The sequence below is a fragment of the Saccharobesus litoralis genome (genome assembly GCF_003063625.1).
GTDB lineage: Bacteria > Pseudomonadota > Gammaproteobacteria > Enterobacterales > Alteromonadaceae > Saccharobesus > Saccharobesus litoralis.
This window is the reverse complement of the sequence record NZ_CP026604.1, coordinates 4,660,107-4,686,574: the sequence shown is the minus strand read 5'-3', so window position 1 is coordinate 4,686,574 and position 26,468 is coordinate 4,660,107. Positions and strand designations below refer to the sequence as shown.

21 protein-coding genes are annotated in these 26,468 nt (G+C 41.4%); 18 read left to right on the top strand and 3 right to left on the bottom strand.

The window, feature by feature from the left end; translation table 11 throughout:
• Position 1: 1 nt before the first annotated feature.
• The 18 genes from C2869_RS17515 (at position 2) to C2869_RS17430 (ending at position 24,413) form a co-directional block, all read left to right on the top strand.
• Positions 2 to 3,094 (top strand): efflux RND transporter permease subunit, encoded by a 3,093-nt coding sequence (locus C2869_RS17515; RefSeq protein WP_108604174.1) that lies wholly within the window; start codon positions 2 to 4, stop codon positions 3,092 to 3,094.
• A 1-nt stretch (position 3,095) separates the two neighbouring features.
• Positions 3,096 to 3,698, top strand: coding sequence for a DUF6942 family protein (locus C2869_RS17510; RefSeq protein WP_228710698.1), 603 nt, complete (start codon positions 3,096 to 3,098; stop codon positions 3,696 to 3,698).
• A gap of 327 nt (positions 3,699 to 4,025) precedes the next feature.
• Positions 4,026 to 5,249: an EAL and HDOD domain-containing protein gene (locus tag C2869_RS17505; RefSeq protein WP_108604173.1), complete on the top strand. Its 1,224-nt coding sequence runs from the start codon at positions 4,026 to 4,028 to the stop codon at positions 5,247 to 5,249.
• Between the two features lie 119 nt (positions 5,250 to 5,368).
• Positions 5,369 to 6,595 carry a response regulator gene (locus C2869_RS17500; RefSeq protein ID WP_108604172.1) on the top strand — a complete coding sequence of 409 codons (1,227 nt, stop codon included), beginning with the start codon at positions 5,369 to 5,371 and terminating at the stop codon, positions 6,593 to 6,595.
• A 30-nt stretch (positions 6,596 to 6,625) separates the two neighbouring features.
• The gene (locus C2869_RS17495; protein ID WP_108604171.1) at positions 6,626 to 7,333 is read left to right on the top strand and encodes an ABC transporter permease; all 708 of its coding nucleotides are present in this window, start codon (positions 6,626 to 6,628) and stop codon (positions 7,331 to 7,333) included.
• Positions 7,334 to 7,699: 366 nt separating this feature from the next.
• Positions 7,700 to 8,620, top strand: coding sequence for an ABC transporter ATP-binding protein (locus tag C2869_RS17490; protein ID WP_108604170.1), 921 nt, complete (start codon positions 7,700 to 7,702; stop codon positions 8,618 to 8,620).
• Between the two features lie 3 nt (positions 8,621 to 8,623).
• Positions 8,624 to 9,358 (top strand): ABC transporter permease subunit, encoded by a 735-nt coding sequence (locus C2869_RS17485; RefSeq protein WP_108604169.1) that lies wholly within the window; start codon positions 8,624 to 8,626, stop codon positions 9,356 to 9,358.
• A 12-nt stretch (positions 9,359 to 9,370) separates the two neighbouring features.
• On the top strand, positions 9,371 to 11,230 hold the full coding sequence (locus C2869_RS17480; RefSeq protein WP_108604168.1) for a GldG family protein: 1,860 nt from the start codon (positions 9,371 to 9,373) through the stop codon (positions 11,228 to 11,230).
• A 21-nt stretch (positions 11,231 to 11,251) separates the two neighbouring features.
• The gene (locus C2869_RS17475; protein ID WP_108604167.1) at positions 11,252 to 12,265 is read left to right on the top strand and encodes a DUF4340 domain-containing protein; all 1,014 of its coding nucleotides are present in this window, start codon (positions 11,252 to 11,254) and stop codon (positions 12,263 to 12,265) included.
• Positions 12,266 to 12,707: 442 nt separating this feature from the next.
• On the top strand, positions 12,708 to 15,293 hold the full coding sequence (locus C2869_RS17470; RefSeq protein ID WP_108604166.1) for an Ig-like domain-containing protein: 2,586 nt from the start codon (positions 12,708 to 12,710) through the stop codon (positions 15,291 to 15,293).
• A 317-nt stretch (positions 15,294 to 15,610) separates the two neighbouring features.
• Entirely contained in the window at positions 15,611 to 17,197 is a 1,587-nt protein-coding gene (gene prfC, locus C2869_RS17465) for a peptide chain release factor 3 (protein WP_108604165.1), read from the top strand.
• Between the two features lie 14 nt (positions 17,198 to 17,211).
• Positions 17,212 to 18,951 (top strand): arginine--tRNA ligase, encoded by a 1,740-nt coding sequence (argS, locus tag C2869_RS17460; RefSeq protein ID WP_108604164.1) that lies wholly within the window; start codon positions 17,212 to 17,214, stop codon positions 18,949 to 18,951.
• A gap of 445 nt (positions 18,952 to 19,396) precedes the next feature.
• Positions 19,397 to 20,158: a DUF3450 domain-containing protein gene (locus C2869_RS17455; RefSeq protein ID WP_108604163.1), complete on the top strand. Its 762-nt coding sequence runs from the start codon at positions 19,397 to 19,399 to the stop codon at positions 20,156 to 20,158.
• Positions 20,158 to 21,525: a MotA/TolQ/ExbB proton channel family protein gene (locus tag C2869_RS17450; protein ID WP_108604162.1), complete on the top strand. Its 1,368-nt coding sequence runs from the start codon at positions 20,158 to 20,160 to the stop codon at positions 21,523 to 21,525. The genes C2869_RS17455 and C2869_RS17450 overlap by 1 nt, the downstream gene beginning before the upstream one ends.
• Position 21,526: 1 nt before the next feature.
• Entirely contained in the window at positions 21,527 to 22,051 is a 525-nt protein-coding gene (locus C2869_RS17445) for a MotA/TolQ/ExbB proton channel family protein (RefSeq protein ID WP_108604161.1), read from the top strand.
• 14 nt (positions 22,052 to 22,065) lie between these two features.
• On the top strand, positions 22,066 to 22,464 hold the full coding sequence (locus C2869_RS17440; RefSeq protein ID WP_108604160.1) for an ExbD/TolR family protein: 399 nt from the start codon (positions 22,066 to 22,068) through the stop codon (positions 22,462 to 22,464).
• Position 22,465: 1 nt separating this feature from the next.
• The gene (locus C2869_RS17435; RefSeq protein ID WP_108604159.1) at positions 22,466 to 23,089 is read left to right on the top strand and encodes an energy transducer TonB; all 624 of its coding nucleotides are present in this window, start codon (positions 22,466 to 22,468) and stop codon (positions 23,087 to 23,089) included.
• Between the two features lie 97 nt (positions 23,090 to 23,186).
• Positions 23,187 to 24,413, top strand: coding sequence for a tetratricopeptide repeat protein (locus C2869_RS17430; RefSeq protein ID WP_159084221.1), 1,227 nt, complete (start codon positions 23,187 to 23,189; stop codon positions 24,411 to 24,413).
• Between the two features lie 271 nt (positions 24,414 to 24,684).
• Here C2869_RS17430 and C2869_RS17425 read toward each other — a convergent pair whose 3' ends face one another.
• The 3 genes from C2869_RS17425 to C2869_RS17415 all read right to left on the bottom strand — a co-directional run bounded on the left by C2869_RS17425 (position 24,685) and on the right by C2869_RS17415 (position 26,363).
• Complete coding sequence (locus tag C2869_RS17425; RefSeq protein ID WP_159084220.1) at positions 24,685 to 25,179, bottom strand: nucleotidyl cyclase domain-containing protein; 495 nt, start codon at positions 25,177 to 25,179, stop codon at positions 24,685 to 24,687.
• Positions 25,180 to 25,390: 211 nt separating this feature from the next.
• Positions 25,391 to 25,765 carry a hypothetical protein gene (locus C2869_RS17420; RefSeq protein WP_108604156.1) on the bottom strand — a complete coding sequence of 125 codons (375 nt, stop codon included), beginning with the start codon at positions 25,763 to 25,765 and terminating at the stop codon, positions 25,391 to 25,393.
• A gap of 112 nt (positions 25,766 to 25,877) precedes the next feature.
• A complete protein-coding gene (locus C2869_RS17415; protein ID WP_108604155.1) occupies positions 25,878 to 26,363 on the bottom strand; it encodes a YajQ family cyclic di-GMP-binding protein in 486 nt (161 codons plus the stop codon).
• Positions 26,364 to 26,468 lie beyond the last annotated feature (105 nt).

Here is a 26,468-nt window from a genome sequence, read left to right as displayed (position 1 = left end):
CATGAACTTGACCCAACAAGCTCTACGTAATCCGACTGCCGTGGTGGTCGGGTTAATCATGGTTGTCATGTTTGGCATCATTAGCTTATTCCGCTTACCTGTGCAAATGACCCCAAATGTTGAGCGGCCGCAAATTGTTGTGCAGACCGGTTGGCGCTCAGCGGCTCCCGAGGAAGTTGAATCTGAAATTATTGAACAGCAAGAAGATGTTTTAAAGAATGTGCCAGGCTTAGTCAAGCTTGAGAGCCAAGCGGGGCAAGGGCGTGGTACGGTAACGTTAAAATTTGATGTAGAAGTCGATTTGCGCCGTGCTTTGCTGGAAACCATGAACCAGCTTAATCGTGTGCCTCGTTACCCTGTCGATGCCGATGAGCCTGTGTTGTTTGTCGGTAATGATGAGTTTGGCGGTGAAATTGCTTGGTTTGCAATTCAAACTGTAGAGGGCAATGACAAAGATATACGCGCTTATCGAGAATACATTGAAGATGTTATCCAAACCCGTATTGAGCGTATTGATGGCGTTTCAAAAACCAATGCTTACGGCGCATTGGAAAAAGAATTGCAGATCGTTTTTGACCCGACAAAGCTAGCTTCCGTTGGTGTGACTATTCCTCAGTTAGTTGGTCGACTGTCTTCTATTCAAGATAGTTCTGGCGGCTTTACGGATGTAGGTCGCCGGCGATATACCTTGCGTTTTAAAGGTAAATATCCAATCGAAAATTTTGGTTCAATTGTCGTTACAACTTATCAAGGCGAGCCTGTTCTGTTGTCGGACGTGGCAACGGTGGATTATCGTTTGCAGGACGAAGTGGGTGTGTTGTACCAGATTGGCTCACGGGGTGTGGCCATGAACATAGTGCCAGAAAACGACGTTAACGTGCTGGATATTATGCGACAGGTTGATGTGATTGTTGACGATCTCAATCAAAATGTTTTACCCAAAGCGGGGGTTTCTATCACTAAAGTTTACGATGAAAGCGATTATGTGAATGACGCAGTAGACTTGGTCCGGAACAACCTCGCACTTGGCATATTATTGGCCATCGGTGTTCTTTGGTGGTTTTTACGTAAGTTCCGCGCCACTATCATGGTGGCTGTTGCGATCCCTTTAGCATTAACAACCACTTTTGTTGTATTTGATATGCTCGGACGCAGTTTAAACATCATTTCTTTGGCAGGGCTCGCCTTTGCCGTTGGCATGGTATTAGACGCGGCTATTGTGGTTTTAGAAAATATAGTCCGTTTACGCGAAGCTGGGTTAAACAAGCGAGACGCAGCACTGCAAGGTGCAGGGCAGGTATGGGGTGCTTTGTTGTCGTCAACGGCGACGACGATAGCTATTTTTATTCCTATTTTATTTTTAAAAGATGTATCTGGTCAGCTATTTGGTGATTTAGCTTTAGCTATTGCGATTGCTGTGGTGAGTTCATTATTGGTAGCCGTTTTGGTGTTGCCCACTGGTTCCGTTGGCTTACTGGCTAAAGTTAAGGATGATGATCCGCATAAACGTTGGTGGGATAACATTTCAGCAGGGATCATGCGCATAACGTCTTCACCGGCAAAACGTTGGTCATGGATATTGGGTTTAATGTTATTGTCGGTCACTACGACATTGGCATTGTTGCCGCAAGCCGATTATCTGCCGAAAGGCAATCGTAATTTAATTTTTGGTTTTATTTTGCCGCCGCCTGGGCAAAGTGCTGAAGCGGCACGTCAAGAAATGGGCGAAGTCCTTAACGCCAGACTCAGTGAATATTATCAAGGTAACAAAGAGCCACAAGTGAGTAATTATTTTTTAGGTTTGTTTGGTAACTTTGGATTCGTCGGTGGTGCCGCTACCGATCCTGATAAGATCCCTGATTTGGTCAACGCGTTTAACGGTGAAATATTACGAGGCTTTCCAGATACTATTGCGTTTGCTAGCCAAGCTGAGTTATTTGGCCGCTTGGATGGTGGGCGTTCGATTGATATTGACATTCAAGCCAATGATATTGACCGAGCGTTACAGGCAGCACAAGCCGGTTTTGGTAAAATTATGCAAGTCATGCCCACAGCTCAAACTCAGCCTGTACCTGGGTTGGAGTTTGCCGAACCTGAATTGAGATTAACCCCCGATAAAAGGCGAATAGTTGAAGCCGGTTTAGCACGTCAAGACGTTATGCAAATGACTGCTGCTTTAGGTGATGGCCTATTTTTAGGTGAATATTTCGATGGCCAACGCCGAGCGCGTATGCTGTTGCGGGCCCCTGAATGGACGACACCTGAGTCATTAGGCGCCACTCCTGTTTATACGCCAAATAGCACGACCTTGCCGTTTTCTGAGTTAGTCGAAATTGAGCGTACGGCTGGGCCTGCGCAAATCCGCCGAGTTGATCGTCGCCGCACGATTACCTTGGTCGTTACGCCGCCTGATAATATGAGTTTAGAACAGGCAATTAAAATGTTAAAAACTGAGGTTGAGCCAGTCATTAGCGCGAATTTACCAGAAGATGGTACGGTTACGTATCGCGGCAGCGCGAAGGCGTTAGATACCACATTACAGCAAATGGCGGGTAGCTTTGCTTTGGCATTAGCCATTTTATATCTGTTGATGGCGGCTTTATTTCGCTCCTTTAAGGATAGTTTATTGGTGGTCTTGGCTTTACCTCTGGCGACATTTGGCGGGGTGGCTATGTTACAAATAACTAACTTGTTTATTTTCCAGCCATTAGATTTATTAACCATGATAGGCTTTGTGATTTTGTTAGGGTTGGTAGTGAATAATGCTATTTTATTAGTGCACCAAACTCGCAGTTCGGAGCGTGAAGGTTTGCATCGTACTGAGGCGGTTAAACAAGCTGTACGTTTGCGTTTACGGCCTATTCTTATGAGTACATTGACTAGTTTGTTTGGTATGTTGCCGTTACTCCTTATTCCTGGTTCTGGAGCAGAATTATATCGAGGTATCGCGGCGGTAATTGTCGGTGGTATGAGTGTCAGTACGCTATTTACCTTGATATTTTTACCGAGCTTATTGCGTATGGGAGAAGAAACATTTAAGTGTATTCAGCCCGCAGCAGAAGATATAACCCCCACTCAAGCCAAGGTAGCTTAACTTGCCCATTGTTAGTCGCTCAGAGGCTGTAACAGAAGTTGGAACTAAAGCTGGAAAAGAGGTTGGCTTAGGCTGCAGTAACAGCCAGCTAAAAGTCTACATTGCCAACCGTCCGCCGCTTGAGTTTTACCAACATCTCGACAGCGTACATGGCATGCAAGCGGGAGAGATTAAGTTTATCGCCGATAAAACAGGTAATCATTGGCGAAAAATTTTTAATGTTTATGCTAAGTTTATCGCTGAACTTTGGCCTGAAAAGTTGAATGATTATGCTCGTTGGCAAGATCTGCGCGACAATTTCTTGCTACGCGAAAATAGTCATACTAGCTTGATCTTTTCCAATTTATTGTTGGATAAGATTTCATCAAAACCGCAAAATACCCTACATCTTATTTGTGGGCGGCAATACGGTATTCAGCTTGCCAAACAAGCAGGGATCACACTGACATGGTTGTTACGCGAAGATGATGTTGGTAATGGTGAGTTTGCTTGGTCGCAGCAACATAATGTAATGATTTGTCCTTATTTTGATTATCGCCAATTATCCAATGTCAAAATCAAACGACTCGTCGAGCTGATTAAATATCAATTAACTTCTGAGTGATAATCACCCACCCATACTGATTTCATTAATTATTTAGGCTAATCATCGCCACTAGCTATAAAAGCACTTGTCTATTTATGGCGGCTAAGATTATGATCTCGACCAACTATAGTCAAAGCGATCAGGTTTTAGGGGAAGCCGTCAAGCGGCGAGGCCCCATGAGCATATGCTCTATTATGTGATTGGGGCGAGTAAGCGCTGACAATGAACCATAAGACCTGAGCGAGAAGATTATATGCTACGCTTTTATTGACCTTGTCATGATCGGCTGGTCGATAAGCGTCATTGATAAATACATAATTAAGAAAAATCAGGAAACGCCTTTTTATGAAAGTTTATACAGCACGCCAAGCTATTTTTAATCGCAAAGGCCATGTTGTCGCGTATGAACTGCTGTTTCGAGACGGGCCAGAGAACTTTTTCCCTGATGTAGAACCACACGAAGCGACACAAAAATTAATTGTCCGTACTCACCTGAGTCAAGGGTTGAAACATTTCACCGCAGATAAACCTGCATTGATAAACTTTAGTCAAGAGTGCCTTATCAAGCGCCTACCTATGATGTTGCCTAATAAGCAAATTATGATTGAGGTGCTGGAATCTGTTGAACCAACTGATGAAGTCTATGAGGCTATTCGTGAATTGTTTCATCAAGGTTATCACATTGCCTTAGACGACTTTGTTTACCAAGCCGAATGGGAACGCTTTTTTAAGTTTGTTAAGCTAATTAAGTTTGATATTAGTCAAACCCCAATCCGTTACCTAGAGCCACTAGTCAAGCAATTAAAAGCGGAACGGAAAAACATAAAAATTTTGGCTGAAAAAGTCGAGACCAAGCAAGAAGTGATTGAAGCCGCTAAAATGGGTTTTGACTATTTTCAAGGCTATTTTTTCTGCAAACCGGAAATGACAGAAAAACGTGATGTAGAAAGCAATAAACATATTTTGCTAAGTCTGTATCGTGAAACATTAAAGCCGGAAATTAATGTTAAAAATATTTCTAAATACTTCGAGCAAGATCTTAACCTAAGTTATAAATTACTGCGCTTTATCAACTCGGGTGTATTACCGATCCGTGAAAAAATATCGTCAATCAAACAAGCAATTGTTTATCTAGGTGAGTCGGAAACTCGAAAATTAATTGCGATTTTAACAACCGGCGTCTTAGCTTTTGATAAGCCAAAAGAGTTGATCCGCGTTGCCATCTTACGAGCGCGGTTTTGTGAAATCCTAATTACGCCTTTAAACAGCAAATTGGCAGAATCGGCATTTTTAACCGGACTCTTTTCATTGTTGGATGCAGTATTAGATCAACCCATGGCGCAAATATTAGAACAGTTGCCGCTTGCCAAAGAAATAGAGGTGGCTTTGCGAGAGTCAGAAGAGACTCAGATCTGTATTATTTTACGAGCGATCAAGCTTTATGAGTCGGGTAGTTGGTACAACACTAGCAAAGAAGCCAATAAGCTAGGTATTTCTTATGAGCAACTGGGCAGTGCTTACAGTGAGGCCTTAAATTGGGTGGCGGCTTACGATAGGAATGAAACTTAGCTTTTTATTAAATTACTGATTTGCTAGATACTTGATCCTGTGCCTTAATTATTTGACGGAAAGTCTGCTGTTGCAACGCGACTATATAAGCTTAATTATCAAAATAATAGGTCAGGGTTATGCTGCTCGATGTGTTAGTTGTTGATGATGACAAACTCATTCATAAAATCATAGACAAGCTACTCGCCGAACATTTTACTTTACATCATTGCTTTTCAGGTGACGAAGCAATAGAACAGCTCGCGAATGTTCAACCTCAGCTCATTTTATTAGATGTAGAAATGCCGGGGCGCAATGGTTATGAAGTTTGTGATGATATTCGTAGCCAGTCGCAATATGATCATGTGCCAGTGGTCTTTTTGTCAGGTAAAACCTCGTTACGTGAAGTGATGCTTGGCTATGAGGCAGGGGCTGATGACTATATTGTTAAGCCATTTGATGCCAATTTACTGTTAGCCAAACTACAAATTCTCACAAAAAACTTATCTGAATTTGAACAACTCAGCAGCCAAGTGCAACAAGCGCAAGACATGGCAATGGAAGCATTGCGAGGGAACAGTGAGTTGGGGCAAGTCATGCTATTTATAGAGCAATCCTATGGTATTACGCAAATAGAAACCTTAGCCGAGCGTTTTTTTGCGTTAACTGGCATGTTAGGGTTAAAAACTTGTTTGTCGTTAACGTTAAATGGCCAAAATTATGTTTATTCACAAAACGGCATCGTCAAACCACTAGAAAAAGAATTGTTGCATGCCACTAAGCATGAAAATCGCTTTGTGGATTTTGGCTGCCGGACCATTATTAATTATCCACGTGTATCTGTGTTAATTAAAAATATGCCGTTAGATAACGCTGAAGATTATGGCCGCTACAAAGATTTGTTTCCTGCCGTGTTAGGAGCGGTGGATGCTAAAGTAGCAGCACTTGAGGAACAAGCCTTAATTGTTGAACACGCCAAACAACTGTCTGATTCATTTTCGACTATACGAGAAACATTAGTTAACCTCGCAGCGACTTTAAATACCAATAGCAAGCAAAGTTATGAGCATTTACAAGGTATGTACGCTGAGCTACAACAGCACATTCCTAAGCTTGGACTGGAAGAGGATCAGGAACTTTATATACTCGATTTAACCCAACAAACCATAGATAAAGTGGCAACCACAACTTATGATTCAGACAAAACCAACCGTGAGTTAGCTAAAGTTATTTTGACTATGCAGCGTTTAGTTAAAGAGCAAAACAAAGTGGTTGAAGAAGTGCAAAAAGATACCATGCGGGTGCAGGGTGTTGAATTTGTGCCTGAACAAGGGGATGACTATCAAATGGATGTTGAGTTATTCTAGTGGGATAACATGTTCTTTTAGGTTTTTCTTTTGGCATCCATTTCTTGGTTAGATTTAGCGTGGTGTTTATTACCACTCGTTTTCGTTGCTTTTATTTATCATCGTTGGCAAGGTAAAATCAGTGAGTTGACGATAGCATCGCTGCGCATGTTTGTGCAGTTACTCTTAATGGGCTATGTGCTCGTTAGCTTATTTAATTACCCTTCGCCTTGGATCAGTGCTGCGGTCATCACGCTAATGCTAGTTGTGGCTGCTTGGATCGCTATTCGTCCTGTCCGTCATCTTGATGGCTATTTAGTGCCAGCGTTAATCGCTTTGGGTATTTCTGTTGTTGTGCATTTATTGATTTCAGTGGTGTTGGTTTTGCAGTCAGATACTTGGTATCAACCGCAATTAATCATTCCATTGGCCGGTATGTATTTCGCTAATACCATGAATACCTTAAGTTTAGCTGCCGAACGTTTTAGCTCCGAGCTAGCAGCAAGCTCTACTGTAAGTGAAGAGACCACCAACCAAGCCAAGATCAAAGCGTTTCATACCGCAATGATCCCGCAAATTAATAGTTTATTAGCGGTGGGCTTAGTGGCTTTGCCAGGGATGATGACGGGGCAAATTTTATCCGGTGTTTCGCCATTAGTGGCGGTGCGTTATCAAATTATGATTATGACCATGGTGTTAGGCGCTGCTGGATTAGGCGCGGTGATCATGCTGCACTTATTGGCAAAAAATAAAAATTAATTGAACTTTTTCTATATAACTTGTCGAACTAAAGTTTGTAGAAAAACAGCCCGAAAGTAATTTACGAAATTTTACATAAATTACGGTAACACTTTGCTTGAAAAGCCTTTTCTACGACCTTATCTAAACTGAGTTTGTATTGATTGCAAAAGCATTTGTGCTAGGCCGAGTCGGATATCGCTTGTTCGGTATATTGTTTAACTATCGTATTAACAGTTGTAAAACCTGCTCTACATGGTTACAAACCCGCTTTAGCAATCAAATATAAACCACTAAATAATTAGCTCTCGATGTTTAGTAACAGTTATTAGTTGTTACTAAATTGGACGTTTAATTGGTAACGGCAACAAAGAAATAATTAAGCTTATGATCCAGATAAACAATTTAACCAAACACTTTGGCGATTTTGTCGCCGTCGATAATTTATCCATGTCGCTGCAACCAGGCGATATACTCGGATTTCTTGGCCCCAACGGTGCGGGTAAATCAACTTCAATGAAAATGATCACCGGCTTTTTAGAAGCCAGTGCTGGTACGGTTGAAATAGATGGCCAAGATATAGTGAGTAACAGTATCGAACTCAAGCAAAAAATTGGCTACTTACCCGAAGGCGCACCAGCCTACGGTGATATGACAGTAGCGCAGTTCCTTGATTTTATTGCCGATGTTCGCGGCTTAAAAGGTGACTACAAAGCCGAGCGTTTAAAACACGTTGTAAGCAGCGTAGAAATCGAATCTGTATTACAAAAACATATCGATACCTTATCAAAAGGGTTTAAGCGTCGTGTCGGTTTAGCTCAAGCTATTATGCACGATCCTAAAGTGTTGATTTTGGATGAACCTACTGACGGTTTAGATCCAAACCAAAAGCATCAAGTGCGTAAACTAATCCAAAACTTATCCGCTGATAAAATTGTTATTGTTTCAACACATATCTTGGAAGAAGTGACAGCGGTTTGTAATCGTGCAGTGATTATTGCCGGTGGTAAAAAGTTATTTGACGGCACTCCGCAAGAATTAGAAGCAAAATCACGTCATCAAAAAGCGATCACAATCGAATTTAGTGAAATTCCAGATTTAACTGCTGTTGAAGGTCATGAGCTTGTTGCTGAAGTACAAAAAGACGAAACTCACCAAGCGGTAACCGTTATTCCTAAAGAGCAAGAAGCTAACTTATTTAATGCATTATTTGAGTTGGCTAAGTCAGGCAATTGGCCTGTTACCGGTATGTATGCCGAGAAAGGGCGCTTAGACGATGTGTTTAGAAAATTAACGGCGGAGGTGTAAATCATGGAAATGACAAAAATTCTATTTCGTCGCGAATTTTCCAGTTTCTTCGCGACACCAGTAGCGTATGTATTTATCGCTATTTTCTTAATGTTAAGCGGTGTGTTTACCTTTTACTTTGGCAACCTATACGAGCGTGGCCAAGCAGATTTACAGCCGTTTTTTAACTTTCACCCTTGGTTATATTTATTCCTAGTGCCTGCCATGGCGATGCGTACATGGTCGGAAGAACGTAAAAGCGGCACTATCGAATTATTAATGACGTTACCCATTACGCCATTACAAGCCATGTTAGGTAAGTTTTTTGCTGCTTGGGCAGTATTGGGTTTGGCGTTACTGTTGACTTTCCCATTATGGATTACAGTTAATTACCTTGGTTCACCGGATAACGGCATTATTTTCGCGGCTTATTTGGGTAGTTGGTTGATGGCAGGTAGCTTTTTAGCTATCAGTGTTTGTATGTCGGCGTTAACTAAATCGCAAGTGATTGCATTTATCTTGTCGGTTGTAGTGTGCTTCTTGTTTGTATTAAGCGGCTCAAGCATGGTGATCAGTGCCTTCAAAGGTGTGGTGCCAAGCGTAATGTTAGATGCCATTGCTTCTCTATCCTTTATCAGCCATTTCGAATCTTTAGTTAAAGGCGTTATCTCAATGCAAGACGTTCTTTACTTTGTGATAGTGATGGCGATCTGGCTTAAAGCTGGATTGATCTTAATCGAAAAGAAAAAAGCTGAATAAGGAGCCTAACAGATGAAAAAATTACAATCTTCACTAGGCTTGGGCGCATTAGTCCTGATCTTTTTTGGCCTAATTATTATTAACTCGTTTGTTTTTGACAAAGCGCGTTTAGATTTAACTGAAAATCAGATTTACTCAATATCGGATGGCTCAAAGGCCATTATCAATAAAATTGAAGAGCCGATTAACCTTTACTTCTTTTTCTCGCAAGAAAGCTCAGAAGGTATTTCGCATATTCGTAACTATGCCAACCGTGTGCAAAGTTTGTTAGAAGAATATGCGTTATACAGCGAAGGTAAAATCAACTTACAAGTGATCGATCCAGAACCTTTCTCAGAAGATGAAGACCGTGCTTCTGCATTTGGTTTAACCGCGGCACAAGTCGGTGCGGCAGGTCAAACTTTGTATTTTGGTTTAGGTGCTACCAATAGTTTGGATGATGAGTTAACTATTCCTTTTTTCGATATGTCGAAAGAAGAGTTTTTGGAATACGACATTAGCCAACTTATCTACAAATTGAATGATCCGGAAAAGGTTAAAGTTACCATCTTAGGTGATTTACCGTATCAAGGTGCGCAACAACAGCCAAATCCGATGAACCCTATGATGCCGCCGCAAAGCACGCCAGCATGGGTATTTTACGAGCAGCTACAACAGCTTTATCAAGTAACTAATCTTGATGTTTCGGCTACTGAAATACCGCAAGAAACCGATGTGTTGATTTTGGCTCATCCAAAAGGTTTATCTGACGAACTAAAATTCGCGATTGACCAATATGTGATGGCTGGTAAATCACTATTAGCTTTCGTTGACCCGCATGCAGAAGTGGCGGCGCAATCTGGTGGTATGGGCATGATGGGCGGTGGCCGTAATGCCAGTGAAATTGATGACTTGTTAGCCGGTTGGGGCGTTGAATTTGATTCTAGCCAAATTGTACTAGATGCCATGAAAGCGCTTGAGATCCGTTTGCCAACGGGTGGTCAAGGTAAACACTTTGGTTATATTGGCTTAGGCGCAGAAAACGTTGATAAACAAGATGTAGTGGTTTCATCACTTGAGTTAATTAACGGTGCTTCATTTGGTGCGATTAGCGCTAAAGAAGATAGTGAATTTACGTTTACGCCACTTTTACAATCTTCGGTACACAGTGCTTTTGCCAGTGCTGATACTTATGCCTTTACCCGCAACCCGCAAGATTTACAACGTGGTTTTGCATCAAGCAATGAAGCGAAAACGCTAGCCGCACGTATTGTCGGTAAAATTAAATCGGCATACCAAGATGAAACACCAGTTGAAGGTGCTGAGCATGTTAAACAAACCGAGCAGGCAAAAGTCATTATTGTTGCCGACTCAGACCTGTTAGCGGATAACTTTTGGGTACAGCGGCAAAACTTTTTTGGCCAAACCATTCTGAGCCCATTTGCCAATAATGGTGACTTAATTTCAAATGCCGCTGAAAACTTAGGGGGTAGTTCGGATCTAATCAGTATTCGTGCTCGTGGTAAGTTCTCTCGTCCATTCGATGTGGTTAAAGAGTTACAAGTCGAAGCAGAAGCTGCGTTTCGTTTGAAACAAGAAGAGCTACAAGCGCGCTTGGATGAAACCGAAAAACAATTACAAGAGCTGCAAAACAATAGTGGTGACGCCAATAGCTTGGTGTTAAATCCAGAGCAAAGTAAAGCGCTAGAAGATTTTATGAAGCAGCGTATCGAAATTCGTAAAGAGTTACGTGATGTTCAGCATCAGCTAAATAAAGACATCGACGCTTTAGGTAGCTGGTTGAAGTTTTTCAATATCGCTTTAATCCCTCTGTTGCTAACCCTATTACTGGGCTTAGTCAGTCGTCGTCTAATGCGTAAGCAAATTGTGTAAGTCAGCAAGGAGCGAAAACCGATGAATAAGAATATTGTTTTATTACTTGTTGGTGTTCTAGTTGCGGTTGTAGCCGCTGTTGTGAGTCAGTCTGGCAAGCCGGATAGTTCAGCCCAGCAACAAACCTTGCTTAGCGACTTTGATGTCAATCAGTTGCAACAAGTGAAGTTTATTAAAGCGGGTGATCAACTGGTATTAGATGCCGAAAAGCAGGGTGATAAATGGCAAGTTAATAACCTTGATGGCTATCCGCTTAATGTTGCTGACTTAAGCAAGTTTGTGCAAGAGTTGGTAGATAGCAAATTAGTGGAGAAGAAAACCGCTAATGCGAGCAAACATGCACGTTTAGGCTTAACCGCGATCAACGATAGCGACAGTGAAGCGACGTTATTGCACTTGGTATCTGAGGGTAAATCGATTGATTTATTATTAGGTAACTTTGCTAAAGGTAATGGCCGCTATGTGCGCTTTGCTGATCAAGACCAAACATGGTTAATCGACAAGCAGCTTTATACGCCAAGCTCTGCCGCTAACTGGATAGACAAAAAGCTGTTTAATGACTTTACCATGGCCGATATCAAACGCCTTGAATTAGCAGGTGAAGAGGGTTTTGTGCTTAATAAAGCCGATAAAGAGCAAGCCGATTTTAACTTAGAGTCGGTTCCTAGTGAACGCACCGCTAAATCGAGCAGCGAGTTAGCTTCATTATCAAGCTCTATTGGTGGTTTACGTATGGATGCCCCTCGCTTACTTGACAGCCAATTGTGGCAAAATGATTCGGTCAAAAGTCTAAAGGTGAGCTTATTTAATGGTGTTGATTACCAATTAAAATTGGTTAATTCGACCGACGCTGATTCAGACGAAAACTGGCTGTCTGTGGTAGCGAGTGGCACTGATGAAGCCTCGAATGTCATTGCTCAGCAATACAACGATAACTATGGCAAATGGCAGTATGCCTTGCCTAGCTATACTTTTGATAGCTTAGATAAATCAATTGAAGACATGCTAGAGCCTTTAGCTGAAACGAGTGAATAAACGGCTAGAGTTAAGGCTAGTTTTACAATTTGAATTATCTTTTGAAAAACCCGCGTTATCGCGGGTTTTTTATAGCTCGATATTTCTGTGACCCTTATCACACTTAACCTCCAAGCGTTTTTGCGACCTGTCCCACACTTTCTTTTCTGAGTGCTTTCGAAGCGTGCGCACTGTCGCACTTTACTGTTTACCCACAAGAATTTTTGTAGGCAATCACTAGAATTTACCTTATTCAAACGCTCGGTTCTCTTAAACACTGACAGTCTGATGAATACTTCACCCTGAGCGTGCAGCAGTCGAAGGGGCGAGTTTAATTTAATAAGCAGATTCAATTCGACTTCGCTCAAAGTGAATTAGGTTTTGAAATTAGCATCATAAATAGACAGTTGGATTTTAAGTTTACTTGACAACTTTTACTTTAAATTCAGGAAAGAATGCCGTTATGCAAGCAGTAAAAAGCATAGTTACCAGTACCTTATTGGGATTAGTGAGTACCACTGTTGTTGCTTCTCCAGGACACCAGCTTAATGTCAGCAGTTTTGTTGACGCCAACTATCAAAATGTAGAACCTGCGTATCAATACGATTTTGTGGCGCCAATAGCCGCGGATATATTGCAACAAGCGCCAGATAGCTACACGCCAAGTTATAGTCATCGTTATTTTACGTCGATATTTGGGCCTAGATATAAATATGTTAGCAGCAGTAATGTTGAGTATTTTGATTTTCATAAAGGCATGGACTTTACTGCCGTGGTGCAGAATGGCGGCCAAAACTTTGATGAAATTACGCCGCCTAGCATAGTGAGTCGTTGTGATGGTGTGATCTCAAAAATTGTCGACGGTAATTTGCAAGAAATGGAATCTACGGGTGAAGGACGTTATGTTGAAGTGATGTGTGACCAAACCTTTAATGGCAATAACTGGGGCAATATCTATATGGCTTACCGCCATTTGGAGTCAGTAGAAAATGGCCTACAAGTTGGACAAGATATTGATAAGGGCGATGTAGTAGGGCTAATGGGTGAAACAGGCCATACCAGTACGGTACATTTGCATTACAGTGTTATGCGTCATAATGGTCAAACTCGGGTTAATGTTAACCCTATGCGCACGTTCGACCCGCTTGCCACACCACATTTACATGCCCATTTGCAATCAGCTGAGATTAGCCAGTTAGATCATGATATTGATTCGGCCATGTTTCGGGTGATTTTACCGTATCAACAAACAGCCATTCGCGCACTTACCATTAGCTTAGATGGTGGAAACTATTCACGTACCTATGACTTTGAAGCCGTTAGTGAACATGCCGGTGATTTACGCGACAATAATGACTACGTACAAGGCTTGGAGTTATTTGCTTATCCATATAACCGTGGCCAAACAAATTATGCGCGCTATGTTGATAAAATGGCGCAGATGCCACAGAGCTATCCGGCCAGTAGTCATAATGATCATCATCACCACAAACCTTTTATTAACCGTAGTTTAAATACCGAGCCGGGTTATGCGTTAGATATTCGTGTATCGGATTTACCATTTGATTTTGATATTAGCCAATTGAAGATCGAGTTGATTGATGTTTATGGCTATGGTGTGCGAGCCTATGGTCAAGCCGATGTTGACTATCCATCTATCGTATTTTGGCCTTTACAGCATGATGAAGATGACGCCGAACAAAGAGAATCTGGTGCTGTCGATTTACATAGCTCAGATTTAGAATTGGTGAACGATGGTAGCAAGGGCGATCAATTAGTCGGTTTGCGTTTTGCAGAGTTAAACCTTCCGGCTAATGCCAATATTCAGCAGGCTTACGTGCAATTCAGTGTTGATGAAACCGATGACGAAAATACGCAGTTAAGCATTCAAGTTGAAGATAGTATTGATAGTTTAGCCTTTGTCGACAATGATTTTGACCTTTCTAATCGAACTCGCTCGTTAGCTGACGTAGCTTGGCAGCCAGACGCATGGCAACAAGTTGATGCTACGCAAGCCGTTAACGCCACTCCAGATCTATCAAGTTTGGTTAACAGTTTAGTCAGCAAACAAGGCTGGAATGAAGATAGCGCCGTAACGCTATTAATTTCTGGTACAGGTAAGCGGGTTGCGGACTCTGCGGATGGTAGTTTGCGCAAAGCACCTTATATTTATCTTGAATACGATCAAGGCCAACCAGCAAACCAAGCCCCTGTTGTTAGCTTAACTTCTCCGGCGCAACAATCAGATCAAATTGGTTTGGCTAATGTTGGTATCACTGCTAACGCTGCGGATAGTGATGGAAGTGTTTCAACGGTGACTTTTTATGTCAATAATGTTGAAGTCGGGGTCGATAATAGTGCGCCATATGAAATGCAATGGCAGCCAAATAGCTATGGTCAGTATAGTATTTACGCTATTGCTGAAGACGATTTAGGGTTAACTAGCCAAAGTACAACGCATGTTATCAATTTAGTACAAAACCAAATTGAAGTTGCGATTAGCGCGGGTAACGATGATGCTGAACAAAGAGAGAGTGGTTCTATTGCTAGAAACGGCAGTGATTTAGAGCTTGGTTACGATACATATGTTTCAAGTAAATATGGCCCTTCGGCCCATCAACATGTTGGTTTACGTTTTGCTGCAGTTAATATTCCAGCCAATGCAACGATTACTCGCGCGTATGTGCAATTTACTAGCACCAAAACCGAAAATGATGATGTTGATTTATTAATAGAAGCGCAAAACTCAGGCGACGCTGAAGGATTTGGTTATTCGCAATTCAACATCAGTAGCCGAGGCAAAGTCCCGACAAGCGTAGCTTGGCAACCAGCGCCTTGGACAGGCAGTAACCTCAATGGTGAAGCCCAACAAACGCCAGACTTATCGGCCATGTTGCAACAAGTAATTAGTCATCCAGACTGGCAAGCGGGTAATGCTATGGTGCTAACCATTCATAGTCCGTCTCAACCTTTAGTTGCGCGAACTGCACGTTCCTATAATGGTAATGCAGCGCAAGCGCCTAAATTAATCGTCGAGTTTTCGAATTGATTTTAATTCGTTGAGAGTCCATATAATAAACGTTCGTCAATGTGGTGAAATTGTGGCGAACGTCTTGTCTTTGAATTATCCAATGGCTTTGATTAAGTCAGCCATACTGCATTAATGCACCATGCATAGGCTAAAGACAATGGGTGCCGGAGCAAGTCCGGCAAGACGAGGTTTATTTTTTCTAGCCATGCAATATAGCATACTGATCATTTCTTTATGGAAATACCGTCAGTCGTTTGGTTTAAACCAACAAAATCTGTATAATCGCCGCTCTTAAAAATCAGCATTTTTCTTTCCGATTTCAGCAGAATTGCCTAATGACAGAATCGCCATTTATTCAAGAGGTTAATAAGCGTCGTACCTTTGCGATTATCTCGCACCCGGATGCCGGTAAAACGACCATTACAGAAAAAGTTCTACTCTACGGACAAGCCATTCAAAAAGCCGGTACGGTTAAAGGCAAAAAGTCTGGCCAGCACGCCAAATCTGACTGGATGGAAATGGAAAAAGAGCGTGGTATCTCGGTTACTACCTCGGTCATGCAGTTTCCATATCGTGACGAGTTAGTTAACTTACTCGATACCCCTGGTCACGAAGACTTCTCGGAAGATACTTACCGTACCTTAACTGCGGTAGACTCTTGTTTGATGGTTATCGACTCTGCGAAAGGTGTAGAGGATAGAACCATTAAACTAATGGAAGTTACACGCCTGCGTGATACGCCGATCATCACCTTTATGAACAAACTCGACCGTGAGATTCGTGATCCAATCGAATTGATGGATGAAGTTGAAGATGTTCTTAAAATTGCTTGCGCACCGATCACTTGGCCTATCGGCATGGGCAAAGAATTTAAAGGTGTTTATCACTTATTGCGTGATGAAGTGATTTTATTCCAACAAGGTATGGGTCATACCATTGCCGATAATCGTGTCATTAAAGGTTTAGATAACCCAGAGCTTGATGAAGCGATTGGTGATTATGCAGAAGAACTAAGAGAAATGATGGAGTTAGTGCAGGGCGCTGCTCATGAGTTTGATCTTGAAATGTTCTTAGCGGGCGAATTAACCCCAGTATTTTTTGGTACGGCACTCGCTAATTTTGGTGTTGACCATATGCTAGATGGCCTTGTTGATTGGGCTCCTAAGCCACAACCACGTGCCACGAATGAACGTCAAGTCACACCGCAAGAAGATAAATTCTCTGGTTTTGTATTTAAGATCCAAGCGAACATGGATCCTAAACACCGTGACCGTATCGCCTTTTTGCGTATTTGTTCAGGTAAATATGAAAAAGGCATGAAGATGCATCAAGTGCGTACTGGTAAAGATGTACGTATATCTGACGCCTTAACCTTTTTAGCGGGTGACAGGGAAGCGGTAGAAGAAGCTTATCCGGGTGATATTATTGGTTTGCATAACCATGGTTCGATCCGTATCGGTGATAGTTTCACGGTTGGCGAAAAAGTCAGCTTTACCGGTATTCCTAACTTTGCACCAGAACTATTCCGCCGTATTCGGTTAAAAGATCCTCTTAAACAAAAGCAATTGTTAAAAGGTCTCGTTCAATTGTCAGAAGAAGGAGCTGTGCAAGTTTTCCGTCCTTTAACCAATAACGACTTAATTGTCGGTGCGGTTGGTGTGCTGCAGTTTGATGTGGTTGTGCATCGCTTAAAAGCTGAATATAACGTAGATGCCATTTACGAAGCGATTAGTGTATCTACTGCGCGCTGGTGTGAATGCGACGACGAGCGAAAACTGGCAGAGTTTCGTCGTAAAGCTGAAAGTAACTTAGCCTTGGACGGTAGTGATAGCTTGACTTATATCGCACCGACTATGGTTAACTTAAGTTTGGCCGAAGAACGCTATCCTGATATTAAATTCCTTAAAACACGTGAACACTAATTTAGGCAAACCTAATGAAAATTAAGCAATATTTATCTGAACGTGTCCAAGCAGCCATGGTCGCTGCTGGTATTCCGGCTGAACATGGCCCTCATGTTGCCTTAAGTAATAAGCCTCAGTTTGGTGATTATCAAGCTAATGGTGTTTTAGGAGCGGCTAAAGCGTTAAAAACTAATCCTCGTGAGCTAGCCACTAAAGTATTAGCTGAACTTGATTTAGCTGATATTGCGGAAAAAACTGAAATAGCCGGTCCGGGATTTATTAATATCTTCTTATCGAAAGAATGGTTAGTGCAGCAAGCACAAGCTAGCTTCCAAGATCCGCGCTTAGGTGTTGCCAAAGCCGAACAAGTACAAACTTGTGTGGTGGATTATTCTTCGCCTAATTTGGCTAAAGAAATGCACGTAGGCCATCTACGTTCAAGTATTATTGGTGATGCTATTGTTCGTGCGTTGGAATTCCAAGGCCATAAAGTCATCCGTCAAAATCATATGGGTGATTGGGGCACGCAATTCGGTATGTTGATTGCCCACCTAGAAGACACCATGGCGGGTGGTAGCATTGATGGTACCGCGTTAGCCGATTTAGAAACCTTCTATCGTGAAGCGAAAAAACGTTTTGACGATGAAGAAGCGTTTGCCACTAAAGCGCGTGATTACGTGGTTAAGCTACAAGGTGGTGATGAGCGTTGTACGGAACTTTGGCAGCAATTTATTGAAATATCAGTTCAACACAGCGAAGAAGTTTACGACAAGCTTAATGTTACGTTAGAGCGTGAACATATTAAGCCGGAAAGTGCCTACAACGAGCAGCTACCTAAAGTGATTGCTAGCTTGCAAGACCAAGGCTTGGCAGTTGAAGACCAAGGCGCACAAGTTGTCTTCCTTGAAGAAATGGCAGACAAAGAAGGTAACCCAATGCCGGTTATCGTCCAGAAATCTGGCGGTGGTTACTTGTATGCGACAACTGATTTAGCGGCTATTCAATATCGTTCACAAGAACTTGATGCAGATCGTTGTCTGTACTTTATCGATGCGCGACAATCGTTGCACATGCAGCAAGTATTCACTATTGGTAAGAAAGCTGGCTTTGCAACTGATAAGGTTTCTTTAGAGCACCATCCGTTTGGCACCATGATGGGCGAAGATGGCAAGCCATTTAAAACTCGTGCTGGCGGTACAGTTAAATTGGCTGAATTACTTGAAGAGTCTGTGTCTCGTGCGACTGAATTATTATCAAAACGAGAAACCGATTTAACCGCTGAGCAACAAGCTGAAGTTGCGCGTAAAGTGGGAATTGGCGCGGTTAAATTTGCCGATTTGTCGAAAAATCGTACAAGTGACTACATATTTAACTGGAAAACCATGCTGAGTTTTGAGGGCGCTACCGCACCTTATTTACAGTATGCCTATACCCGAGTGCAGTCAATTTTCGATAAAGCTGGTATTCAGGCAAGTGATTTAGAGAATAATGTACAGGTTATAGAGGAACAGGAGAAAGCCCTTCTGACTAAGCTTGCGCAGTTTGAAGATACGTTAGAAACAGTGACTCGTGAAGCCTATCCACATATGTTATGTGCATACCTTTATGAAGTCGCAAGTGGCTTCATGAGCTTCTACGAAGCTTGCCCAATTCTTAAAGATGACGTGGATTCAGTAACCAAAAATTCACGCCTTGTAATTGCCTACAACGCCCAACAAACCTTGAAAACCGGTTTAGAGTTATTGGGTATCGAAACCATGGATAAAATGTAAACGAAAGTTTGTAATTTTTAATTAAGGGTTGTATCGGTTGTTGCGATTCTTATTCCCTTCATCTGATTAGTTATAAAAAACGGCGACTTTGTTAAGTCGCCGTTTTTTTGTATATCAAGCCGCAATAAATTGTATTAATCGTTATTATTATTGAGTTTTTTAGTTAAAAAATCTTCAAATAATCCTTTGCAGCTTGGCCTGAGATAGCATAACCTTAGGTTGAATTCGAATGCAGGCTGTTTACATTTGTAAAAAGTCTTCGTAATTGGTTAAAAGTCAAGCAATGTGCCGGATCTACAAGGGTTTTGGTTGACATGCTCTGGCAAATCATAGAACATTCGGAGAGTTTTAGTTATAAAACTGTGAAAGTTTCCGGACTGTGTTTTACGAGCCGTTTACATGGTCTACAAATCAAATCATTAATACATTGGGAATCGTGTCTAAGATGATGAAGAGTAAAAAACTAGCTTCTGCGGTCGCTTGCGCTTTATCGCTGTCTTTTACGACAGCCGTAGCAGCAGATGCGCTTGAGAATCTACATAAAGAAGAAAACAAGATTCACAAAGCCGCAGCAAAATCACAACAGAAGGTCGATCGTTATTACGAGCAATCTTTAGAGTTATTAGCCGAGTACCGTGGTGTAGTTGATAAAACTGACAGCTTACGTGTTTACAACGACCACTACGAAAAAATCACTAAGAACCAAGAAGCTGAAATCGCGTCATTACAAAAGCAAATCGATGGTATCGAAGACACAAAACAAGGTGTTGTTCCATTGATGTATAAGATGCTTGATTCATTAGAAAAATTTGTTGAGTTAGACGTTCCATTGAAAATAGACGAGCGTAAAGCGCGTATTGAGCGTATTCGTCGTTTAATGACTGATCCTAACATCACAACTTCTGAACGTTACCGCCAAGTATTAGAAGCCTATCAAATCGAAAATGATTACGGCACATTAATCGCGGCTTACCAAGGTGACGTTGAAGGTAAAACTGTTGATATCGCCCACATTGGTCGTACTGTTCTTGTTGCACAATCTTTAGACTTTAAACAAGTTTGGGTTTGGGATAACAATGCACGTGCTTGGACTCAATTAGGTGATGAATACATCAAACCTATCCGTCAAGTTATTCGTATGGCGCGTAAACAGGTTGCTCCTGATTTACTTAAGGTTCCAGTATTTGCAGCGGAGAGTGCACAATAATGAAACAGTTTAAAACGCTATTAACCGTATCTGCGCTTGCTTTAACTTCGGTTTCTTTTACTGCGAGTGCTAACGCTGAGTTAGACAAGCTTTTAGAGCAAGTTAAAAAAGACCGCGTATCAGAAGTTAAAATCAATGCTAAGCGTGAAGCTGAATTCAAAGCTGCACGTGATCAAAAGCAAGCTTTATTAAATAAAGCCAAAGCTGAATACAAAGCAGAAGAAGCACGTCAAAAACGTTTACAACAAGCGTTTATCGACAACAACAAAAAAATCACTGAAAAAGAAGTTGAACTTGATGATGCTAAAGGCACATTGGGTGAGATGTTTGGTGTTGTTCGTCAATCATCTGGTGAAGCTTTAGGTCGTATCTCTACTTCAATCGTAAGTTCACAACCTAAGTATGCTAACCGTACAGAGCTTCTTTCTAAGTTAGCTGAAGCAAAAGAACTACCGACTGTTTCTGAATTAGAAGAGTTATGGTTCGCTTTACAAACTGAAATGACTGAGTCTGGTAAAGTTGTAACTTACGATGCTCCAGTTGTCGCATTAGACGGTTCAGAAACCACTGAAACAATTACGCGTATTGGTGTTTTCAACTTACTTTCTAATGGTGAGTACTTAGTTTATAACACTGAAAATGCAGCAGACCCTAAAATCCAGCCTCTAGCTCGTCAGCCAGAAGCGCACATTTTAGCTGATGCATCTGCTTACCAAGGTCAAAGCTCTGGTTACGGTTCGGTTTATCTTGATCCAGCTCGTGGTGCTATCTTGAATATCTTCAAGCAAAAAGCAACATTAGAAGAGCGTTATCATCAAGGTGGTGTTCCTGGCTACGTAATCACAGGTGTATTAGCACTTGGTGCATTAATCGCGCTTTGGAAACTATTAACCTTATTCTTAATTGGCGCGAAAATGAAAGGTCAGCTTAAGAATACTGCGACTCCTAACACGAATAACCCGTTAGGCCGTATCTTAAAAGTTTATGCTGACAACAAAGACGCTGACGTTGAAAACTTAGAACTTAAGTTAGACGAAGCTATTTTACGTGAAACACCAAGCATTGAGCGCGGTATTAACGTAATTAAGATTCTAGCAGCAATTGCTCCGTTATTAGGTCTACTAGGTACGGTTGTTGGTATGATTGGTACTTTCCAATCAATCACATTATTCGGTACTGGTGATCCTAAGATTATGGCGGGTAACATCTCAATGGCGTTGGTAACAACGGCACAAGGTCTAATCGCTGCATTACCATTAATCTTTATCCACGCTATTGTAGCGGCACGTGGTAAATCAATCACTCATATCCTTGAAGAGCAAAGCGCGGGCATCGTAGCTGCGCACGCGGAGAAGGAGCAAGCATAAGATGTTATTCCTCATCGACATTTGGGAAACTGTCAGGGGATTTATATCAACTGGGGGCGATGTTTTATATATCGTCTTCGCAGTGCTTGCGATTATGTGGTTTTTAATGATTGAGCGTTATTGGTTTCTCTTAATTGAGTTTCCAAAGTATCGCAAAGAGTTAATAGCTCGTTGGGATGCACGACCAGACACCACATCTTGGTATGCACATAAAATTCGTGATTTTTGGATTTCAGAAGCGTCTGAAATGTTAAAAGCCCGTCTTTTGTTGATTAAAACCTTGGTAGCTTTGTGTCCACTTATCGGATTGTTTGGGACTGTAACGGGTATGATTAGCGTATTCGACTCGATGGCAACATCGGGTACAGGTAACCCACGTCTGATGGCATCTGGTATTTCCATGGCAACAATTCCGACTATGGCGGGAATGGTTGCAGCCCTATCTGGGGTATTCTTTAGCTCACGAATTGAAGCGCGCGCTAAAACGGAAGTAGAAAAATTAGTGGATAGTTTGCCACATCATTAAGAGAGAATTTTGTTATGGCACGTAAACGTCATCATGAAGAAGAAGATGCAGCAATCGACATGACGCCGATGCTAGACATCGTATTCATTATGTTAATCTTCTTCATTGTTACCACGTCTTTTGTTAAAGAGGCAGGTATCGAAGTAGATAAGCCAGAGGCGAACAATACAAAAGCTGAGCCTAAGGCAAATATCTTTATCGCGATTAACGACAAAGGTGAAATCTGGATGGACAAGCGCCAAGTAGATGTTGAGCGTGTTCGCGCTAACGTTGAAAAAATGCTTGCTGAACAGAACACTGACGTTGTTATTGTTCAAGGTGATAAAGAAGCTAAGCATGGTCTAATTATGAAAGTAATGGATCAAGTTAAAGCCGCAGGTATTGAAAGAATTACTGTAGCAGCGGAGAAATAATATGATCCGGATGCTGCTATCTATACCTATTGGTATCGCAATTACTTTTGGTCTTTTTGTGTTGATGGCGGAATTAATCGCTAACAACCAAAAGGGCCCTGAAGAAAGCGAAAAGGCACCTCGCATTGATATTGTTATGTCGAAGCCTCAAGAAGGTGTGCAAGAAATGCAGCGCAAGCCGCCCCCGCCTCCGCCGCCACCTGCTGAGCCACCTAAGCCTCAGCAGTCGACGCCGGATGTGGTAGATCCAAATGCCAGTGGTATTAATTTGGATATGCCTGCTCCAGACACGAGTGTTGGTGACACTGGACTAGGCGGACTTGGCGGTAATTTGATGCAAGATGGTGATGCAGCACCTATTGTTCGTATCGAACCTCGCTACCCAATGGCAGCGTTAAGGGAAGGTAAAGAAGGTTGGGTTAAACTCAAGTTCTCTATCGACGAACTAGGTAATGTTATTAATATCGATGTCATTGAAGCAGAGCCTAAGCGTATCTTCGACCGCGCAGCTAAGAAAGCATTAGCTAAGTGGAAGTACAAGCCAAAAATTGTTGATGGTAAACCTATTCAGCAACACGGTTTAACCGTACAGCTTGACTTCAACATGCAAGGCGCGAAACAGTAATTATGGATGATGTGCTCAAGTTGTTAAATTATGCTTGAGCCATCATATAGATATCAATGAGGTCAACATGAATTTCTCTTCTATATCAAAGAAAGTAATGACTGGTCTAGGTTTAGCAACACTTTGTGTTAGCTTGATCATGCCGGGCGTTGCGGTTGCTGAGAAAACAGAGAAACGTAAAACTCAGGTAATGTCGCAATCAGTCGGTAAAAAAGTACAGGCTGCATTCGATGTTTATGCTGAGGAGCGTGTTAATGACGCAATTAAAATGTTGGAAGAAATTGAAGCGAAAAAGCCTTTCGATCAAGCTTTCATCAAGCGTCTTCTCGGCCGTATCTATGCTGGTCAGAAGGGTGGTGCAAAAAAATCAATTAAGCTTTTAAAAGAAGCGGTTGATTTAGATGTACTTAACCAAGCTGAACAAGAAGATGCGATTAAACTTTTAGCTGATTTAAACCTACAGGAAGGTAACCAGCGCGAAGCGCTTAAAGGTTATCAACGCTGGATGGACTTCTCTGGTAAAGAGGACGAAATGGTTTATCAGAAAATGGCCACGGCTCATTACCAGCTAAAAGAACTAGAAGAACTAATTGCACCAGCTGATAAAGCTATCGCTTTACAGAAAAAGCCGGCAGTAACGCCTTACTTGTTAAAAGTGAGCTCTTACTACGAGCGCAAAAAGTTTAAAGAAGCTATTGAAGTGGGTTCCACCGTAGTAAAACTTTTCCCAGAAAAGGCAAACTACTGGATCCAGTTAGGTCAGTTTTATTTGTTAGACGAAAATATGGAAAGAGCACTTTCTACATTTGACTTAGCTTATAAACAAGGGCACTTAACTAAGCCAAACCATTTTGTTGCGATTGCTCAGCTGTATGCAGCTAATGCCATTCCAATTAAAGCGGCACAAATTCAAGAAAAATACTTAAATGAAGGTGTTTTAAAGAAAGACGAGAAGAATATAGGCGCTTTAGCGAACTATTATCATCAATCTCAGGAATTCAAAAAAGCAGCTAAGTATTATCAAGAAGTCGCTGAATTAACGCAAGATCCTGATTACTATAAGCGAGTAGGTGATTTATTAACCTTATCTGAAGATTACAAGCGTGCTATTAAGGCGTTTGAAAAAGCGATTGAGCTTGGTTCAGATAAAACACCTGCAATTCAATTGTCTTTGGTTGAAGCTTTCTTCTATACCAAGCAATATAAGCAAGCTTATAAGTATGCGTTAGAGGCATCTAAGCACAAGAAAACAGCGCGTTCAGCTAAAGGCTGGACAGGCTATATTAAAGAAGTGGCTGGTCGTAATAACGTAAAAATTATTTAAACCACACTTTGTTTAGTTAGTTTAAAAAAGGAACCGTAAGGTTCCTTTTTTGTTTGTGGCTTTTATGGTGATTTTTTTGGCTGCATGCTGAGCTGTACACCCATGTCATTCAGTTAACGATTTGTGCTTGGTATACATTGGTCTGTTCCAGGCGCCTAAAGCATGACCAATATTCTGTTGGGTTGAAGAGTAAAGCCTATGCCAAAATCGATGCAAGCAGCTAGGGCTCATTTACAAGGCGGTGTGCAGAGCTTATATAGAGAACTTCTTGTTAATGATGCTGGTATTCCGAAATTGAAAAGTGTTTTTCATTATGAATATCCGGGCTATTGATAAACAACTGTAACTCATCAAATACGGTTTCTAGCCTGATATCTTTATTGGGTGATAAGTTAAAACCGCCAGCCCAAATTTCAATTCCAAACTGTTGTTTTAATTCATTAGTTTGCGCGATGATCCGGTCGACAATCACATCCGTACCTGATTTGTTAAGATTAAATAAACCGAGTAAAAAGTCATCTTCATTCAGTATTGAAACTAAATCTGTTGCGCGATAAACGGATTTTTCCAAGATACTGGCGATCACTTTCTTTTCTTGGCTATGATGACGTTGTGGGTAGCTAGGGTGAACTAAAACGAGTGATAACTGACCTTGTTCGCGCATTGACCTATGCCATTCGCGAAATAATATCTCCATAAAATAATTTAGATTATAGACACCAGTATCCGGATCGCGAAAAGACGAATTTTGAAAAGAAAATGCCATAACAAAAGTCCAAATTATCCCAGTCAATTTGAGTATAGACTAGTATGGCGGCATGTTCTTATTTTCAATGTGGATTAATATCGTCTTCTCGCTCAGGTTTTATGGTTCATTGTCAGCACTTATTCTCGACTTTGCTTACATGGATGTAAGTACTTAGGTTTCGTCTGGAACTAGAAACCTGCCCCTAAAACCCGATCGCTTTGACTAAAGCTTAGTCTCGACATTTTTCGCACTCTTTACAACATTGACAACAAGTTTGGATGGCAGGGTTTTTGCTGAGTGCTTCTGGAGTCATCTCTGATTCGCAATAAGGGCAGATGCCATATAAACCTATGTCTAACTGACTTTCTGCCGTTAAAATGTTGCGCAGCTTTGGCAGCTCTTGCTTAAGTAAATACTCGAAGTGCTGTTCAAATAATTCAAGCTGTTGTTCAGCGGATAGTGATGATATTGGCTTATCGATAAACTGTGCCAATTCGACATTTGAAGCTTGGATTTTGCTATAAATTTGCTGCAACACTTCAGCTTGTAACTGGCTGAGTGCCAAACTGCATTTGTTTATGAATTGCTGACTAAGGTGGTGCATAAGCTCATATCCTGATTATTTGACATGAGTTTAGCTAAGTGCGCTAGGCTTGCGATGATATATATCAATAAAGCAGTAATAACACTAAGGTTATTACTGCTTTAAACTAGATTTAGTCGCGGAAATTATTGAATTGTAATGGTAGGCCCATACTTTCACCACGTAACGCGGCAATGACGGTTTGTAAGTCATCACGTTTTTTGCCTGTCACGCGCAATTTATCACCTTGAATAGCCGCTTGAACTTTAAATTTTTGATCTTTAATGAACTTGACGATTTTTTTAGCCGTTGCCTGGTCGATACCCTGAGCAAAGGTAAAGTTTTTAGAAAATGTTTTGCCACTGTGGGTGATTTTGTCATCAGCGTCCATAGATTCAGTATCAATGTTTCGGCGTACTAAGTTTTTAATCAAAATATCCATGATTTGATTTACTTGGTAGTCTGACTCTGTCGAAATAGTCACTGTGAGATCTTTTAAAGTGATATCCGCGTTAACGCCTTTAAAGTCAAAGCGTGTACCGAGTTCACGTTTACTGTTGTCTACTGCATTTAAAAGCTCTGGTGCGTCAATTTCTGAAACGATATCAAAAGAGGGCATTGTAAGGATTCCATTGTGTATTTTTGTGGCGCTAGTGTACTGAAAAATAGCCGTTAAAAAAACAATAGGTTTACTGCAAAATAATGCGCTTTATACTAAGCGCCA

Bases quoted from the DNA above. Each gene is read 5' to 3' on its own strand.
- C2869_RS17445 (WP_108604161.1), top strand. From the start codon at position 21,527: ATGTTATTCCTCATCGACATTTGGGAAACTGTCAGGGGATTTATATCA.
- C2869_RS17425 (WP_159084220.1), bottom strand. From the start codon at position 25,179: ATGGCATTTTCTTTTCAAAATTCGTCTTTTCGCGATCCGGATACTGGT.
- C2869_RS17500 (WP_108604172.1), top strand. From the start codon at position 5,369: ATGCTGCTCGATGTGTTAGTTGTTGATGATGACAAACTCATTCATAAA.
- C2869_RS17480 (WP_108604168.1), top strand. From the start codon at position 9,371: ATGAAAAAATTACAATCTTCACTAGGCTTGGGCGCATTAGTCCTGATC.
- C2869_RS17415 (WP_108604155.1), bottom strand. From the start codon at position 26,363: ATGCCCTCTTTTGATATCGTTTCAGAAATTGACGCACCAGAGCTTTTA.
- C2869_RS17420 (WP_108604156.1), bottom strand. From the start codon at position 25,765: ATGCACCACCTTAGTCAGCAATTCATAAACAAATGCAGTTTGGCACTC.
- C2869_RS17485 (WP_108604169.1), top strand. From the start codon at position 8,624: ATGGAAATGACAAAAATTCTATTTCGTCGCGAATTTTCCAGTTTCTTC.
- C2869_RS17490 (WP_108604170.1), top strand. From the start codon at position 7,700: ATGATCCAGATAAACAATTTAACCAAACACTTTGGCGATTTTGTCGCC.
- C2869_RS17440 (WP_108604160.1), top strand. From the start codon at position 22,066: ATGGCACGTAAACGTCATCATGAAGAAGAAGATGCAGCAATCGACATG.
- C2869_RS17450 (WP_108604162.1), top strand. From the start codon at position 20,158: ATGAAACAGTTTAAAACGCTATTAACCGTATCTGCGCTTGCTTTAACT.
- C2869_RS17515 (WP_108604174.1), top strand. From the start codon at position 2: ATGAACTTGACCCAACAAGCTCTACGTAATCCGACTGCCGTGGTGGTC.
- prfC (WP_108604165.1), top strand. From the start codon at position 15,611: ATGACAGAATCGCCATTTATTCAAGAGGTTAATAAGCGTCGTACCTTT.
- C2869_RS17470 (WP_108604166.1), top strand. From the start codon at position 12,708: ATGCAAGCAGTAAAAAGCATAGTTACCAGTACCTTATTGGGATTAGTG.
- C2869_RS17430 (WP_159084221.1), top strand. From the start codon at position 23,187: ATGACTGGTCTAGGTTTAGCAACACTTTGTGTTAGCTTGATCATGCCG.
- C2869_RS17505 (WP_108604173.1), top strand. From the start codon at position 4,026: ATGAAAGTTTATACAGCACGCCAAGCTATTTTTAATCGCAAAGGCCAT.
- C2869_RS17435 (WP_108604159.1), top strand. From the start codon at position 22,466: ATGATCCGGATGCTGCTATCTATACCTATTGGTATCGCAATTACTTTT.
- argS (WP_108604164.1), top strand. From the start codon at position 17,212: ATGAAAATTAAGCAATATTTATCTGAACGTGTCCAAGCAGCCATGGTC.
- C2869_RS17455 (WP_108604163.1), top strand. From the start codon at position 19,397: ATGATGAAGAGTAAAAAACTAGCTTCTGCGGTCGCTTGCGCTTTATCG.
- C2869_RS17475 (WP_108604167.1), top strand. From the start codon at position 11,252: ATGAATAAGAATATTGTTTTATTACTTGTTGGTGTTCTAGTTGCGGTT.